Raw genomic sequence first — 15183 nt, 5'->3', positions numbered from 1 at the left:
ACGGCCATTTCCCTGGAAAGGTCAGTCGACCGCTTCGGCCAGCATTTTGCTGGCGGCCGCACCGACCTTGCGCACGGCTTCTTCGATTTGAGCGGTTGGCTTGGCGGCGTAGTTCATGCGCAGGCAGTTGCGGTATTTGCCCGACGCGGAAAAGATGCTACCCACCGCGATCTGTACGCCTTGCTCCACCAGCATCCGGTTGAGCTTGAGGGTATCGAAACCCTCGGCGAGTTCTATCCACAGCATGAAACTGCCCTGGGGGCGGCTGGCGCGGGTGCCCGCAGGGAAATAACGGCTGACCCAATCGAGCATCAGGTCGCGATTGCGTTGGTATTGGCTGCGCATCCGGCGCAAATGGGGCTCGAAATGCCCGCCCTTGAGGAACTCGGCGATCGCGATTTGTGGCTGCGTGGCGGTGCAACCGGTGCTGATGTACTTCATGTGCAGCACCCGTTCCAGGTATCGGCCGGGCGCGACCCAACCGATGCGCAGGCCGGGGGCCAGGGTTTTCGAGAAGGAACTGCACAACAAGACACGGCCGTCTTCGTCGAAGGACTTGATGGTACGCGGGCGCGGGTAGCTGTAGGCCAGTTCGCCGTACACATCGTCTTCAATGATCGCCACATCAAAACGCTGAGCCAGGGTCAGCAACGCGCGTTTGCGCGCTTCCGGCATGATGTAGCCCAGCGGGTTGTTGCAGTTGGGCGTCAGCTGGATGACTTTGATCGGCCACTGCTCCAGGGCCAATTCCAGGGCTTCAAGGCTGATGCCGGTGATCGGGTCGGTGGGGATTTCCAGGGCTTTCATGCCCAGGCCCTTGAGGGTCTGCATCGCGCCGTGGAAGCTCGGTGAGTCCACCGCGACGATATCGCCGGGTTCACAGATAGCGTGAATGCTGGCCGACAGCGCCTCATGGCATCCGGTGGTGATCACAATATCCTCGGCGGTCAGCTGGCAGCCGGAATCCAATGACAGCCGCGCAATTTGCTCACGCAAGTCCATACAGCCGAGGATGTTGTCGTAATACAGGCCGGGCAAGTCCTGGCGGCGACTCACCCGCGCCAGGCTGCGCAGCAGGGGCTTGAGGGTGGGCGACAATACATCCGGCATGCCGCGACCCAGCTGTATGACATCTTTGCGCGGGACCGCGCGGATCAACTCCAGCACCTGGTCCCACTGGGAAATCTCCACCGGCCGTTGGGCCGGGCGGCCAACCTCAGGCAGCGCGGGCAGCTCGCGACCGACCGGTACGAAGTAGCCGGATTTCGGCTTGGGCATCGCCAACCCATTGTCTTCCAGCAAACGGTAGGCCTGCTGCACGGTGCTCAGGCTGACCCCGTGCTCCACGCTCAAGGCCCGTACAGAAGGCAAGCGATCACCGGGGCGGTAGAAGCCCTGTTCGATACGCGTGCCCAGTAATTCGGCGAGGTTCACATAGAGGGTCATGGCGGTCGCTCCCTGGTGACCAGTACAAATAAGCGCAAAATACAGGATTCAGCCGCTCATAGGCAGGGTCTGTATGGTTTTAATAAAGTTTGGTTGAATCTGTAATGGTTTTTACCACGCACCCATGCTGGTCTCTCATGGCAAATACGGCAAATGAGGGGCAATACACATGAACGGAATGAGCGATGTGCGGCTGGCGTTACACAGCCAGGAGTTGGAGGCCGGACAGGAACGGGCGACGGCGCCGCGCCATAACAGTTGCTGGCGTGTGTTCTGGCAGCGTCGTCACACGCGCAAGGCCTTGCTGCACCTGAGCCGCGAGCAACTTCGCGACGTCGGGCTGAGCGCTGAACAGGCACGCCAGGAAGGCTTGAAACCTTTCTGGCGCAGCTGACTTAGACCAGCTCCTTGAGGCGGTGCCAGAGCATTCCCAGGGCCAGCAGCGGCGAGCGCAGGTGCTTGCCACCGGGGAAGGTCATGTGCGGCACCTGGGCGAACAGGTCAAAGCGGCCCTGTTGCTGGCCGCTGATCGCTTCGGCCAACAGCTTGCCCGCCAGATGCGTGGCGTTAAGCCCGTGGCCGGCGTAGGCCTGGGCGTAATACACGTTGGGTTGGTCGGCCAGTCGGCCAATCTGCGGCAGGCGGTTCGCCCCGATCCCGATCATGCCGCCCCATTGGTAATCGATCTTCACTTCGGCCAATTGCGGGAACACGCGCAGCATCTTCGGGCGCATATAGGCGCCGATGTCCTGGGGGTCACGGCCGGAGTAGTGGCAAGCACCGCCGAACAGCAGGCGGCAGTCGGCGGACAGTCGGAAGTAGTCTACCGTGACACGTTGGTCACACACCGCCATGTTCTGCGGCAACAGGCTGGCAGCCTGGGCTTGGTTCAACGGCTCGGTGGCGATGATGTAACTGCCGGCGGGCAGCACTTTGCCACTCAAGTGAGGGTTGAGGCCATTGAGGTAGGCATTGCACGCCAGTACCAGGGTCTTGGCGCGCACGTTGCCTTGGGCAGTGTGCACGTTGACTTCAGCGCCGTAGTCGATGCGCGTGACTTCGGACTGTTCGAACAGCTTCACGCCCAGTTGCTGCGCCGCGGCGGCTTCACCCAGGGCCAGGTTCAGCGGGTGCAAGTGGCCGGAGCCCATGTCGATCATGCCGCCTACATAACGCTCGGAACCGATCACGCTGCCCATTTCGCTGGCGTGCAGCAGGCGTACTGCATGTCGGTAACCCAGGCTGCGCAGTTCTTCAGCGTCTTCGGCCAAACCCTGCAGGTCACGCGGTTTGTTGGCGAGGTCGCAGTAGCCCCAAGTCAAGTCGCAGGGGATGCGGAAGCGCTCGACGCGCTCACGCACAATTTCCACGGCTTCCAGGCCCATCAGCTTCATCTGGCGTACGCCGTCGGTGCCGATCACATTGGCGAACTGGTCCAGGCCGTGACCGACGCCGCGAATCAATTGGCCGCCATTCCGTCCGCTCGCGCCCCAGGCGATCTTGCGCGCTTCGAGCAACACCACGCTGAAACCGCGTTCGGCCAGCTCCAGTGCCGTATTGAGCCCGGAAAAGCCCCCGCCAACCACGCACACGTCGGCCGTCACTTCTCCCGTAAGCGCCGGGTAGTCGGGCTGCGGCAGGCTGCTTGCGGCGTAGTAGGAAGCGGTGTGCTGGGCGCTGGCGGTCATGGGGCATGCCTGTTTGGAAAATTTGACGCAGGATACAACGGTCGGACGAAGCTGTCTGCGCAGCTCATTTTGCGGCAGAATCCACGGCTATTCACCGTTCGGTATGTATTTCGATGAGTTGCAACAGTCAGAAAATCAGCGCGCTGCGTCGGCAGATACCGTCGTTCGAATGCGTCCCCGGTTGCCACGATTGCTGTGGGCCGGTGACCACTTCGCCCGAGGAGATGTCACGCCTGCCACGTAAGACCGCCGCCGAGCAGGACGCGGCCATGGATGAGTTGAACTGCGTGCACCTGGGGCCCAATGGTTGCACGGTTTACGACGAAAGGCCGCTGATCTGCCGGCTGTTCGGCACTACCAAGACGTTGCCGTGCCCGAACGGCCGCAGGCCTGTTGAGCTGATTCATCCGCGGGTGGAAAAGCAGATTCATGAGTACATGGCGAGTACGCGGCAAGTGCTGGTTTGAAGGATGCGTGCGGTTAAAAATGTGGGATCTGGCTTGCCTGCGATAGCGGTATGTCAGGTAAACAGGTGCTGACTGATCCACCGCTATCGCAGGCAAGCCAGCTCCCACATTGAGCGTGTTGTGTCAGTCAATCCGGGATCGGCAGGTTCAGGCTCTCCTTCACCTCTTCCATCACGATATAGCTCTTGGATTCGCGCACATGGGGAAGTTTGAGCAGGATATCGCCGAGCAGTTTGCGATAAGACGCCATCTCTGAAATCCGCGCTTTCACCAGGTAGTCGAAGTCCCCCGACACCAGGTGGCACTCCAGCACATGGGGCAGCTTCAACACGGCGCGGCGGAACTCCTCAAAGGTGTCGCCGGACTTGTAATCGAGGCTGATCTCGACAAATACCAGCAAGCTGCCCTTTAAATGCTGGGGGTTGAGCCGCGCGTTGTAGCCCATGATGATCCCCTCACGCTCCAGCCGGCGCACGCGCTCGGTGCACGGCGTGGTCGACAGGCCGACCTTTTCCCCCAGCTCCGTGAATGAAATACGCCCATCGGTCTGCAGGATGCGCAGGATATTGCGGTCGATCTTGTCCAGCTCCCGTTTGGACTGGGTGTTGGTACGCATAGGGGATACGCCTCTGTGAAAAGGGTTTTTGCCGAGAATTGTCGCCAAATATAGGCACTTATATAGTGAATTGCACTGGCTATAGTTTTTTACACTGCGCTCATCATTGCTCGAATAACACACGTCAGCGGCCTTGCCCGCGATGAGGATATAAAATGCGCGTTCTGGTCTTGGGTAGCGGCGTCATTGGTGTGACCAGTGCCTACTATTTGGCGCGGGCCGGCTTTGAAGTGGTCGTGGTCGACCGTCAGCCCGCCGCTGCGATGGAAACCAGTTTCGCCAACGCCGGCCAGGTGTCCCCTGGGTACGCGTCGCCATGGGCCGCTCCGGGCGTGCCGCTCAAGGCGGTCAAATGGCTGTTGCAGCGCCACGCACCGCTGGCGATCAAGGCCACCGCCGATATCGATCAATACCTGTGGATGGCGCAGATGCTGCGCAACTGCACCGCCAGCCGTTATGCGGTGAACAAGGAGCGCATGGTGCGTCTGTCTGAGTACAGCCGCGATTGCCTTGATGAACTGCGCGCCGAGACCGGCATCGCCTACGAAGGCCGTAGCCTTGGGACTACCCAACTGTTCCGCACCCAGGCCCAGCTTGACGGCGCGGCCAAGGACATTGCCGTATTGAAGGAGTCCGGCGTGCCGTTCGAACTGCTCGATCGCGCCGGCATCGCCCGCGTCGAGCCGGCCCTGGCCAGTGTCACCGATATCCTCGCCGGTGCCCTGCGCCTGCCAAATGACCAGACGGGCGACTGCCAGATGTTCACCACCCGCCTGGCCGACATGTGCAAGCAATTGGGTGTGCAATTCCGTTTCGAGCAGGACATCCAGCGCCTCGATTACGCCGGCGACCGCATCAACGGCGTCTGGGTCGATGGCGCGCTGGAAACCGCCGACCGCTACGTGCTGGCCCTCGGCAGCTACTCGCCGAAACTGCTCAAGCCGCTGGGGATCAAGGCGCCGGTCTACCCGCTCAAGGGTTACTCGCTGACCGTGCCGATCACCAACCCGGCGATGGCACCGACTTCGACCATTCTGGACGAGACCTACAAGGTCGCGATCACCCGTTTCGACAACCGCATCCGCGTCGGCGGCATGGCTGAAATAGCCGGTTTTGACCTGTCGCTCAACCCGCGCCGGCGCGAAACCCTGGAGATGATCGTCAACGACCTTTATCCTCAGGGCGGTGATCTGACCGAAGCCACGTTCTGGACCGGCTTGCGCCCGACCACACCCGACGGCACGCCGATTGTCGGTGCCACCCCGTTCAAGAACCTGTTCCTGAACACCGGCCACGGTACCCTCGGCTGGACCATGGCCTGTGGTTCCGGCCGTTTGCTGGCCGATCTGATGGCGAAAAAAACGCCGCAGATCAGTGCCGCCGGCCTCGATATTTCCCGTTATGGCAACCACCAGGAGTCCGCAAAACATGTCAATCCAGCGCCAGCTCACCAATGAGCGCATGAGCCAGATCGTTGTCCACAGCGGTACCGTGTACCTGGCCGGGCAGGTCGGCGACGACATGAATGCCGGCATTGAACAGCAGACCCGGGAAACCTTGGCCAATATCGAGCGCCTGCTGGACCTGGCCGGTACCGACAAGACCAGGCTGCTGTCGGTGACGATCTACCTGAAAGACATCGATGCCGATTTTGCCGGCATGAACCGCGTGTGGGACGAGTGGCTGCCCAAGGGTGTCGCCCCGGCTCGCGCCACGGTTGAAGCCAAACTGTGCGAACCGCAAATTCTGGTAGAGCTGTCCGTCGTGGCGGCCCTGCCTTAACCCTTAACAAAGATCCCTTTCCCGGCGCTGGCGCAATCTGTCAGTGCCGGTTTTTTCACTCTGCCGCCTAGAAGCCCGCCGCCATGCGCCCAGCCCGTGCCCTGATCGACCTCCAGGCCCTGCGCCACAACTACCAACTGGCTCGCGAAGTCGCGGGGGCCAAGGCCCTTGCCGTGATCAAGGCCGATGCCTACGGCCATGGCGCCGTGCCCGTGGCCCAGGCGCTGGAGGCCCAGGCCGATGGGTTTGCCGTGGCCTGCATCGAGGAAGCCTTGGAGCTGCGCGCCGCGGGCATCCGTGCGCCGGTGTTGCTGCTGGAAGGTTTTTTCGAAGCTGACGAGCTGCCGCTGATCATCGAGCATGACTTATGGTGCGTGGTGCATTCGTTGTGGCAACTGGAGGCCATCGAACAGGCGAGGCTGGGCAAACCGCTGACCATCTGGCTCAAGCTCGACTCGGGCATGCACCGCGTTGGCCTGCACCCCAAGGATTACCACGAGGCTTACCAGCGCCTGCTGGCCAGCGCAAAAGTGGCCAAGATTGTGTTGATGAGCCACTTTGCCCGCGCCGATGAACTCGACTGCGGGCGCAGTGATGAACAGGTGGCGGTATTTGAAGCGGCGCGCCAAGGCTTGTCGGCCGAGGTCAGCCTGCGCAATTCGCCGTCGGTGATGGGCTGGCCGAAGGTGTCCAGTGATTGGGTGCGCCCTGGCATCATGCTCTACGGCGCCACGCCGTTCGGCGAAGAACAGGCGGTGGCATCGCGTCTGCAGCCGGTGATGACCCTGGAATCCAAGGTTATCTGCGTACGTGAACTGCCGGCCGGCGAGCCGGTGGGCTACGGCGCCAAGTTCATTACGCCAAAACCGATGCGCATCGGTGTGGTGGCCATGGGTTATGCCGACGGCTACCCGCGCCATGCACCGACGGGCACGCCGGTGCTGGTGGCCGGGCAACGCAGCCAGTTGCTGGGGCGCGTGTCCATGGACATGCTGTGCATCGACCTGACCGACGTGCCGCAGGCCGGGCTCGGTTCCACGGTGGAACTGTGGGGCAAACAGATCCTTGCCAGTGACGTCGCGGTATGCGCCGAGACCATTCCCTACCAGCTGTTCTGCAACCTGCGCCGCGTGCCAAGGCTCTATTGCGGCGCTTGAGCGCCAGGCACGAACGCCTCTGCCCGGGATTTAGGCCCAAGTGTTGTAAATACTGAACGCTGTCGCCATGATAACGCTCAATTACAACAAAGCCTGAATCCTAGGAGGCACCTGCATTGGACGTCGGCGAACGACTGCAATCCATCCGTAAACTGAAAGGTCTTTCCCAGCGGGAGCTCGCCAAGCGCGCGGGTGTCACCAACAGCACCATTTCGATGATCGAAAAAAACAGCGTCAGTCCCTCGATCAGCTCCTTGCGCAAGGTGCTGGGCGGCATCCCCATGTCGATGGTCGAGTTTTTTTCCGAGGAGATCCTCCAGGAAATACCGACCCAGATCGTCTATAAAGCCAATGAGCTGATCGATATCTCCGACGGCGCCGTCACCATGAAACTGGTGGGCCGGGCGCATCCTAGCCGGGCGATTGCGTTTCTCAACGAAATCTACCCGCCGGGTGCCGATACGGGCGAAGAAATGCTCACCCACGAAGGCGAGGAAACCGGGATTCTGGTGGAGGGCCGTCTGGAGTTGGTGGTCGGTCTCGAAACTTTTGTGCTCGAAGCGGGCGATAGCTACTACTTTGAAAGTACCAAGCCCCATCGTTTTCGCAATCCGTTCGACGTGCCGGCGCGACTAATCAGCGCAGCCACCCCCGCGAACTTTTAACAAAAGAGGCGTCCTGCCAGCGTTGCAGAGACACCCGTGCAGTATCCGCGAGACTGAATCTCCCTTTATTTAATAGGGTTGTTTCGGCCAGGCGGGCTAACCGTTATACTTTCGCCGCCTGCGAAACCGTGGCCGCAGGCGTGAATAGCCACCATGAGGGTGAACGCGTGAACCTAATTATGAAAATGCTGGCCGCACCAGCAACCGTACTGGCCCTATGGGCTGTCAGCGCTCAAGCTGCGACCACTGATGACATTGCCAAGCGCCTGGAGCCTGTGGGCCAGGTTTGCGTCCAAGGCCAGGAATGCAAGGGGATGGAAGTCGCAGTGGCGGCGGGCGGTGGCGGGGGAGCCAAGACCCCGGACGAAGTGATCGCCAAGCACTGCAACGCCTGCCATGGTACTGGCCTGCTGAACGCCCCGAAAATCGGCGATACCGCGGCCTGGAAAGAGCGCGCCGACCATCAGGGTGGCCTCGATGGCATTCTGGCCAAGGCCATCACGGGCATCAACGCCATGCCGCCCAAGGGCACATGTGCGGATTGCTCGGATGAAGAGCTCAAGGGCGCAATCCAGAAGATGTCGGGTCTGAAATAAACCGGTCTTCGTAAAAAAGCCGCTGATCAGCGGCTTTTTTGTGGGCCTAATTTGTGTTTCCAGGCTGTTCTTTGCAGCAAAGACCCGCCACGCTCTGTCCAAGCCCCAATCATGGAATGTTCAGGAGGGTCGGATGGTGCAGTTGTGTTCAATCGAGCAAGCAGTTGAAGACGTACTGGCGCGCCTGCCGGCGCATATCCACATGGGCATGCCGCTTGGCCTGGGCAAGCCCAATCTGTTTGCCAACGCCCTGTACCGCCGTGTCGCCAAGTTGCCCGAACGGTCGTTGACGATCTATACCGCGTTGAGCCTGGGCCGACCCACACTGGGCGACGGCTTGCAGAAACGCTTTCTTGAACCCTTTATCGAGCGGGTGTTTGGCGATTATCCCGAACTGGATTTCCTCGCCGACCTGCAGAAAGACCGTCTCCCGAAAAACATCCACGTGCAGCAGTTCTTCATGCAGCCGGGCAGCTTGCTCCACAGCGAGTCGGCCCAGCAGGATTACGTCAGCAGCAACTACAGCCACGCTGCCCGCGACATCAACGCTGCAGGGCTGAACCTGGTGGCGCAACTGGTGGCGAGCAGCACCGACCATCCCGACCGCCTGAGCTTGAGCTGCAACCCGGACATCACCCTTGATCTGCTGCCGATGATCGCCAAACGCCGTGACGCCGGGGAAACCGTGCTGATCGTCGGCCAAGTCCACAGCGATTTGCCCTACATGCCTGGGGATGCCGAGTTGGGCATGGATGCCTTCGATTACCTGATCGACGAAAAAGACAGCACCACGCTGTTCTCCACGCCGAATATGCCGGTGGGTTTCCAGGATCACTTTATCGGCCTGCATGCCAGCACCCTGGTGCGCGACGGCGGCACCTTGCAGATCGGCATTGGCTCCATGGGCGATGCGCTGACCGCCGCGCTATTGGCGCGCCAGGCCGACAACGAAGCCTATCGATTGCTGCTGACCGACCTCGACGTGTACCAATGGGCGCCCCTGATCAGCCGTGAAGGCGGGGTCGATCCCTTCGCCCGCGGCCTTTACGGCTGCAGCGAGATGTTCGTCAACGGTCTGTTGGTGCTGGCGGACGCGGGGATTATCCGCCGCAAAGTCTACCCTGACGTGGCAACCCAGGAGCGGGCCAACGCCGGCACCCTCGACGACGCGGCGCAGCCTGACGGCATTTCGATCCACGGCGGTTTCTTTCTCGGCCCGCGCAGTTTTTACCAGCGCTTGCAGGAAATGACCCACGCCAAGCGTCTCGAATTCAACATGACCTGCATCAGCTACATCAACGAGCTCTACGGCCAGGAAGAACTCAAGCGCCTGCAACGCCTGGATGCGCGGTTTATCAACAGCGCGATCATGGTGACGCTGCTCGGCGCAGGCGTGGCTGACCAGCTTGAAGAGGGTCGAGTGCTCAGCGGTGTGGGCGGGCAATATAACTTCGTTGCCCAGGGCCATGCACTGGAAGGCGCGCGGTCGATCCTGATCCTGCGCAGCTGGCGTGAGTCGGCGGGGGAGGTCAGTTCCAATATCGTCTGGGAGTATGGTCACTGCACGATTCCCCGGCACCTGCGGGATATTGTCATCACCGAATACGGAATCGCCGATCTGCGTGGCCAGACGGATGCCAAGGTGATCGAAGCGTTGCTCAACATCACCGATTCACGCTTCCAGCATGATTTGATCGAGCAGGCGCAGAAGGCCGGCAAGTTGCCCAAGGACTTTCAACTGGATCCGCGCTTTGCCGACAACACGCCCGAGCGGTTGCAGGCTATTCAAGCGCGCCATCGTCGGTTGTTTACGGAGTATCCGCTGGGCAGTGATTTCACGGATGAGGAGCGGGACCTGTTGCGCGCGCTGAACTGGCTCAAGAGCAAGTTCAAGCTGACGGAGATTCTGGAGCTGGGCAAGGCCGCGCTGGACGCGCCGGAGCCGGAGGCATTTCCTGAGCATTTGAAGCGGATGCAGTTGGATAAGCCGCAGGGTTTGAAAGAGGAGCTGTATCAGCGCCTATTGCTGGCGGGTTTACAGGCAACCGCGCACTAACAGACACCACAAAACCAAATGTGGGAGCGGGCTTGCTCGCGAATGCAGTCTGTCAGTCAATGATGTATTGACTGACACTGCGCATTCGCGAGCAAGCCCGCTCCCACATGTTTAACCGTGTTCGCACCAGATACGTGCGAGGTCGCGATTAATCGATAAAGGTGATTACACCACCCGCCAGCGATTTAACCCGCGCCAGCGACTCAACCCGATAACCCTGCGCATCCAGCTCCGCGCGGCCACCCTGGAACGACTTTTCGATCACGATCCCCAAGCCCGCGACCGTCGCGCCCGCCTGCTTGATGATCGAAATCAATGCCTGGGACGCCTTGCCGTTGGCCAGAAAGTCATCAATTACCAACACGCGGTCGCTGCTGGTCAGGTGGCGCGGGGAAATCGCCACGGTGCTTTCGACCTTCTTGGTGAAGGAATACACCGTCGCCGACAGCAGGTTTTCGGTCAGGGTGAGGGATTGCTGCTTGCGCGCGAAGATCACCGGCACGCCAAGGTTCAGGCCCGTCATGATCGCCGGTGCAATGCCCGAGGCCTCGATGGTGACGATCTTGGTGATGCCCGAATCCTTGAACAGCGCGGCGAATTCGTCGCCGATCAGCTTCATCAGCGCCGGATCGATCTGGTGGTTCAAAAAGGCGTCGACCTTGAGTACTTGATCTGAAAGCACGATGCCTTCTTCGCGAATTTTCTTATGCAGTGCTTCCACGGAAAGCTTCCTCTAATGGCGGGTGTGCGCCGAAAGTCGATTAAAAAGTAGTCGATTCTAGCGCTTTAACATCGCGCGTATATCCGCCAGGGCGGTGTTGCCGCGAACGGCCTTCACTTCGGTGGGCGTGTCGTCATTGCCTTCCCACGCCAGATCGTCCGGCGGTAGCTCATCGAGGAACCGGCTGGGGGCACAGTCGATGATTTCGCCGTATTGCTTGCGCTTGGCGGCAAAGGTGAAGGCCAGGGTCTGACGCGCGCGGGTAATGCCCACGTAGGCCAGGCGCCGTTCTTCTTCGATGGTGTCGGCCTCGATGCTGGAACGGTGCGGAAGGATTTCCTCTTCCATGCCCATGATGAACACATAGGGAAATTCCAGGCCCTTGGAGGCATGCAAGGTCATCATCTGCACGCCCTCTGCGCCGTCTTCCTCTTCTTGCTGGCGCTCGAGCATGTCGCGCAGCACCAGTTTGCCGATGGCGTCTTCGACGGTCATTTCGCCGTCTTCGTCTTTTTCCAGGGTGTTTTTCAGTGCTTCGATCAGGAACCAGACGTTGCCCATGCGGTAATCCGCGGCCTTGTCGCTGGAACTGTTGGTGCGCAGCCAGTTCTCGTAGTCGATGTCCATGACCATGCTGCGCAGGGCGCTGATCGGGTCTTCGCCGGCGCATTGCTCGCGCACCTTGTCCATGAAGCGCTTGAAGCGCGACAGGCGATCGGTGAAGCGCGTGTCGAGGTGCTCGCCCAGGCCGATTTCATCGGTGGCGGCGTACATCGAGATCTTGCGTTCGGTGGCGTAATTGCCGAGCTTTTCCAGGGTCGTGGAGCCGATTTCCCGGCGGGGCACGTTGATCACGCGCAGGAAGGCGTTGTCGTCGTCCGGGTTCACGATCAGGCGGAAGTAGGCCATCAGGTCCTTGACTTCCTGGCGTCCGAAAAAGCTGTTGCCGCCGGACAGGCGATACGGAATCTGGTGATGCTGCAGTTTCAGCTCGATCAGCTTGGCCTGGTAGTTGCCGCGGTACAGGATGGCGAAATCGCTGTAAGGCCGGTCGGTGCGCAGGTGCAGGCTGAGGATTTCCACGGCCACGCGCTCGGCTTCGGCGTCTTCGTTGCGGCAGCGGATCACGCGGATCTCATCGCCGTGGCCCATCTCGCTCCACAGTTGCTTTTCGAACTCGTGGGGGTTGTTGGAGATCAGCACGTTGGCGCAGCGCAGGATGCGGCTGGTGGAGCGGTAGTTCTGCTCCAGCATCACCACTTTCAAGGACGGGAAATCGACCTTGAGCAGCATCAGGTTTTCCGGGCGGGCGCCGCGCCAGGCGTAGATCGACTGGTCATCGTCGCCCACCACGGTGAACTGGTTGCGTGTGCCGATCAGCAGCTTCACCAGCAAATACTGGCTGGCGTTGGTGTCCTGGTATTCGTCCACCAGCAGGTAGCGCACCTTGTTCTGCCATTTCTCAAGGATGTCGGCGTGTTCCTGGAACAGCTTGACCGGCTGCAGGATCAGGTCGTCGAAGTCCACCGCGTTGAACGCTTTGAGCGTGCGCTGATAGTGGGTGTAGACGATGGCGGCGGTCTGCTCCTTGGGGTTGCGTGCGTTTTCCAGGGCCTGGGCGGGCAGGACCAGGTCGTTTTTCCAGGCGCCGATCATGTTCTTGATCTCGTCCACGCCGTCGTCGCCTGCGTATTCCTTCTGCATGATGTCGGTCATCAGGGCCTTGACGTCGGTCTCGTCGAAGATCGAGAAGCCCGGCTTGTAGCCCAGCCGCGCATGTTCCTTGCGGATGATGTTCAGGCCCAGGTTGTGGAAGGTGCACACGGTGAGGCCACGGCCTTCGCCACCTTTGAGCAGGGTGCCGACACGCTCTTTCATCTCACGCGCGGCCTTGTTGGTAAAGGTCATGGCGACGATGTACTGGGCGCGGATGCCGCAGTTCTGGATCAGGTGCGCGATCTTGCGGGTGATCACGCTGGTCTTGCCGGAGCCTGCACCGGCGAGCACCAATAGAGGGCCGCCGACGTAGTTCACGGCTTCTTGCTGCCGGGGATTGAGTCGGGACATACGGAATTCAGGGAGTCGTTATTCAAAAGGGCGGGCATTTTAACAGGCTGGCAGGATTCTGCTCTGTCAGAACGACAGTGTGACGTACCACTCGATCTAAATTTGCCGGTTTTGTTACTTTGCCGCAGGATGTGGGGGTTATGTGAGACTAATCTTTACAGTTCGCGTATTTGGTAACCCCTATCATTGGTGATTATCGGGCCGCAGGTCATAATGCCCGCCGCCATCGAAATCTTGCAGAGTCTAGGGAGCTAGCTTGTCTACGCCTGTCGAACCCTTGCGTTTGCTGCTGCTGGCCGATGAGCCCGCGTGGGCAGCGTTGTTGCGCGAGTGCCTGGCGCCGATGGGCGATGGGGCTGTGCTGATCAGTGCGCCAAATTGGGCATCCGTGAGTCGTCTGTTCGATGACGACCAGAGCGCCGTGCTATTGACCACGCCCAGTCTGCAACCCGGCCCTGGCCGTTGCAGCTTGCCGTGCGTGTTGCTGCTGGAGCAGGAACCGCGGGTAGCCCCCCTTGGTGTCAGCGATTGGCTGGTCCGTGATGGATTGGACGCCGACACACTGCGCCGCTGCCTGCGCCATGTGCGCGAGCGTGGGCTGCTGGAAAATACCCTGCAGCGCCTGGCCGAACAGGACCCGCTCACCGGCATCGCCAACCGCCAGGGCTTCCAGACCCTGCTGACCGCGCGGTTGGCCGAGAATGAAGGGCGCGGCCTGGCCCTGGGTCACCTGGACCTCGACAACTTTCGCCATGCCAACGATGCGCTTGGCCACCAGGCCGGCGACCGGTTGATCCTGCAAGTGGTCTCGCGGCTCAAGAGCCAGCTCGAAGCCGGGGACCAACTGGCGCGCCTGGGCAGCGACGAATTCGCCCTGTTGATCGACACCCGCCGTGCGCCCCAGCGTGCCGAGTGGATGGCCGAGCGCATCACCGAAGTCATGGCCGAACCCTACTGGGTGGATGGCGAAAGCCTGCTGATCGGTTGCAGCCTGGGCGTGGCACATGCCCGTGCCCGTGCGGGCGCCGACCCGTTGATGTGGCACGCCCATATCGCCATGCAACAAGCCAAAAGCACCCAGGGCTGCACCTTTCATATCTTCAACGAACGTATCAACCGCAACGCGCGCAGCCTCGCCGACCTGGAAAGCGAGCTGCGCCGCGCCTTGCGTCGTGATGAGCTGGAGCTGCATTACCAGCCACGGCTTGACCTGGACGACGGGCATATCGTCGGCCTGGAAGCCCTGGTGCGCTGGCGCCATGGCGAGCGTGGCCTGCTGCCGCCGAGCGAATTCGTGCCCTTGGCCGAGCAAAGCGGCCTGATCGTCCCTTTGGGTTATTGGGTCATTTCCCGCGCTCTTCGCGACATGCAGGACCTGCGCGAACGTGGCCTGCCGCCGTTGCACATGGCGGTCAACCTGTCGTTCCGACAGTTTCAGGACAGTCAGTTGCTCTCGACCCTCAGCCGGCTGATTGCCGAGCGGGGCGTGGAGGCGCAATGGCTGGAGTTCGAACTCACCGAAACCGCCGTGATGCGCCGCAGCGACCTGGTCAAGCAGACCATGGACGCCCTCGGCCGCCTCGGTGTGCGGTTTTCCCTGGATGATTTCGGCACCGGTTTCTCCTCGTTCGTGCACCTCAACAGCCTGCCGATTGCCTTGTTGAAGATCGACAAGAGCTTTGTCGGCGGCATGGAAGAGCGCGAAGAGAACCGCAAGTTGGTGCATGCCATGATCAACCTGGCCCACAACCTCAACCTGGAAGTGGTTGCCGAAGGTGTGGAAACTCCCGAGCAGCTTGCGTTGTTGCGCTTGTTCGGGTGTGACCAGGCCCAGGGTTATTTGATCAGCAAGCCACTGCCGTTGCCGGAATTGGTCGATTACCTGACGTTCGCGAAGGGCCAGCAGGCGCTGCTGGGCTAAG

General features: G+C 60.8%; 14 protein-coding genes. 9 read left to right on the top strand and 5 right to left on the bottom strand.

Annotated features, from left to right (window positions below; translation table 11 throughout):
* Positions 1-21: 21 nt before the first annotated feature.
* Positions 22-1446 carry an aminotransferase-like domain-containing protein gene (locus KVG91_RS12445; protein ID WP_169374898.1) on the bottom strand — a complete coding sequence of 475 codons (1425 nt, stop codon included), beginning with the start codon at positions 1444-1446 and terminating at the stop codon, positions 22-24.
* A gap of 169 nt (positions 1447-1615) precedes the next feature.
* On the opposite strand from KVG91_RS12445, the gene KVG91_RS12440 reads away from it, so the two are divergent.
* Positions 1616-1840 (top strand): DUF1127 domain-containing protein, encoded by a 225-nt coding sequence (locus KVG91_RS12440; protein ID WP_169374899.1) that lies wholly within the window; start codon positions 1616-1618, stop codon positions 1838-1840.
* Position 1841: 1 nt separating this feature from the next.
* Here the strand turns inward: KVG91_RS12440 and KVG91_RS12435 are convergent, their stop codons facing one another.
* Positions 1842-3134, bottom strand: coding sequence for an NAD(P)/FAD-dependent oxidoreductase (locus KVG91_RS12435; RefSeq protein WP_169374900.1), 1293 nt, complete (start codon positions 3132-3134; stop codon positions 1842-1844).
* Positions 3135-3247: 113 nt separating this feature from the next.
* Between KVG91_RS12435 and KVG91_RS12430 the strand changes: the two genes are divergently transcribed.
* Positions 3248-3601, top strand: coding sequence for a YkgJ family cysteine cluster protein (locus KVG91_RS12430; RefSeq protein WP_016975913.1), 354 nt, complete (start codon positions 3248-3250; stop codon positions 3599-3601).
* A 127-nt stretch (positions 3602-3728) separates the two neighbouring features.
* Here KVG91_RS12430 and KVG91_RS12425 read toward each other — a convergent pair whose 3' ends face one another.
* A complete protein-coding gene (locus tag KVG91_RS12425; protein WP_169374901.1) occupies positions 3729-4217 on the bottom strand; it encodes an Lrp/AsnC ligand binding domain-containing protein in 489 nt (162 codons plus the stop codon).
* Between the two features lie 155 nt (positions 4218-4372).
* On the opposite strand from KVG91_RS12425, the gene dadA reads away from it, so the two are divergent.
* The 6 genes from dadA (at position 4373) to KVG91_RS12395 (ending at position 10473) form a co-directional block, all read left to right on the top strand.
* Positions 4373-5674, top strand: a complete 1302-nt coding sequence (gene dadA / locus KVG91_RS12420; protein ID WP_169374902.1) for a D-amino acid dehydrogenase — start codon at positions 4373-4375, stop codon at positions 5672-5674.
* Entirely contained in the window at positions 5646-5999 is a 354-nt protein-coding gene (locus KVG91_RS12415; protein ID WP_169374903.1) for a RidA family protein, read from the top strand. The genes dadA and KVG91_RS12415 overlap by 29 nt, the downstream gene beginning before the upstream one ends.
* An 83-nt stretch (positions 6000-6082) precedes the next feature.
* Entirely contained in the window at positions 6083-7156 is a 1074-nt protein-coding gene (alr, locus tag KVG91_RS12410; protein ID WP_169374904.1) for an alanine racemase, read from the top strand.
* Positions 7157-7272: 116 nt separating this feature from the next.
* A complete protein-coding gene (locus KVG91_RS12405) occupies positions 7273-7821 on the top strand; it encodes a cupin domain-containing protein (protein WP_003176893.1) in 549 nt (182 codons plus the stop codon).
* A 179-nt stretch (positions 7822-8000) separates the two neighbouring features.
* A complete protein-coding gene (locus tag KVG91_RS12400; protein WP_169374936.1) occupies positions 8001-8417 on the top strand; it encodes a c-type cytochrome in 417 nt (138 codons plus the stop codon).
* A 133-nt stretch (positions 8418-8550) separates the two neighbouring features.
* Positions 8551-10473 carry an acetyl-CoA hydrolase/transferase family protein gene (locus KVG91_RS12395; RefSeq protein ID WP_169374905.1) on the top strand — a complete coding sequence of 641 codons (1923 nt, stop codon included), beginning with the start codon at positions 8551-8553 and terminating at the stop codon, positions 10471-10473.
* 148 nt (positions 10474-10621) lie between these two features.
* On the opposite strand, the gene KVG91_RS12390 is transcribed toward KVG91_RS12395, so the two are convergent.
* A complete protein-coding gene (locus KVG91_RS12390) occupies positions 10622-11194 on the bottom strand; it encodes a xanthine phosphoribosyltransferase (protein ID WP_169374906.1) in 573 nt (190 codons plus the stop codon).
* Between the two features lie 57 nt (positions 11195-11251).
* Complete coding sequence (rep, locus tag KVG91_RS12385) at positions 11252-13261, bottom strand: DNA helicase Rep (protein WP_169374907.1); 2010 nt, start codon at positions 13259-13261, stop codon at positions 11252-11254.
* Positions 13262-13517: 256 nt separating this feature from the next.
* Here rep and KVG91_RS12380 point away from each other — a divergent pair, with 256 nt between their 5' ends.
* On the top strand, positions 13518-15182 hold the full coding sequence (locus tag KVG91_RS12380) for a putative bifunctional diguanylate cyclase/phosphodiesterase (protein ID WP_169374908.1): 1665 nt from the start codon (positions 13518-13520) through the stop codon (positions 15180-15182).
* Position 15183: the final 1 nt, after the last annotated feature.

This window comes from Pseudomonas azadiae (assembly GCF_019145355.1).
Lineage (GTDB): Bacteria > Pseudomonadota > Gammaproteobacteria > Pseudomonadales > Pseudomonadaceae > Aquipseudomonas > Aquipseudomonas azadiae.
The sequence above is the reverse complement of the archived record's forward strand: the minus strand, read 5'-3'. Positions and strand labels throughout refer to the sequence as shown.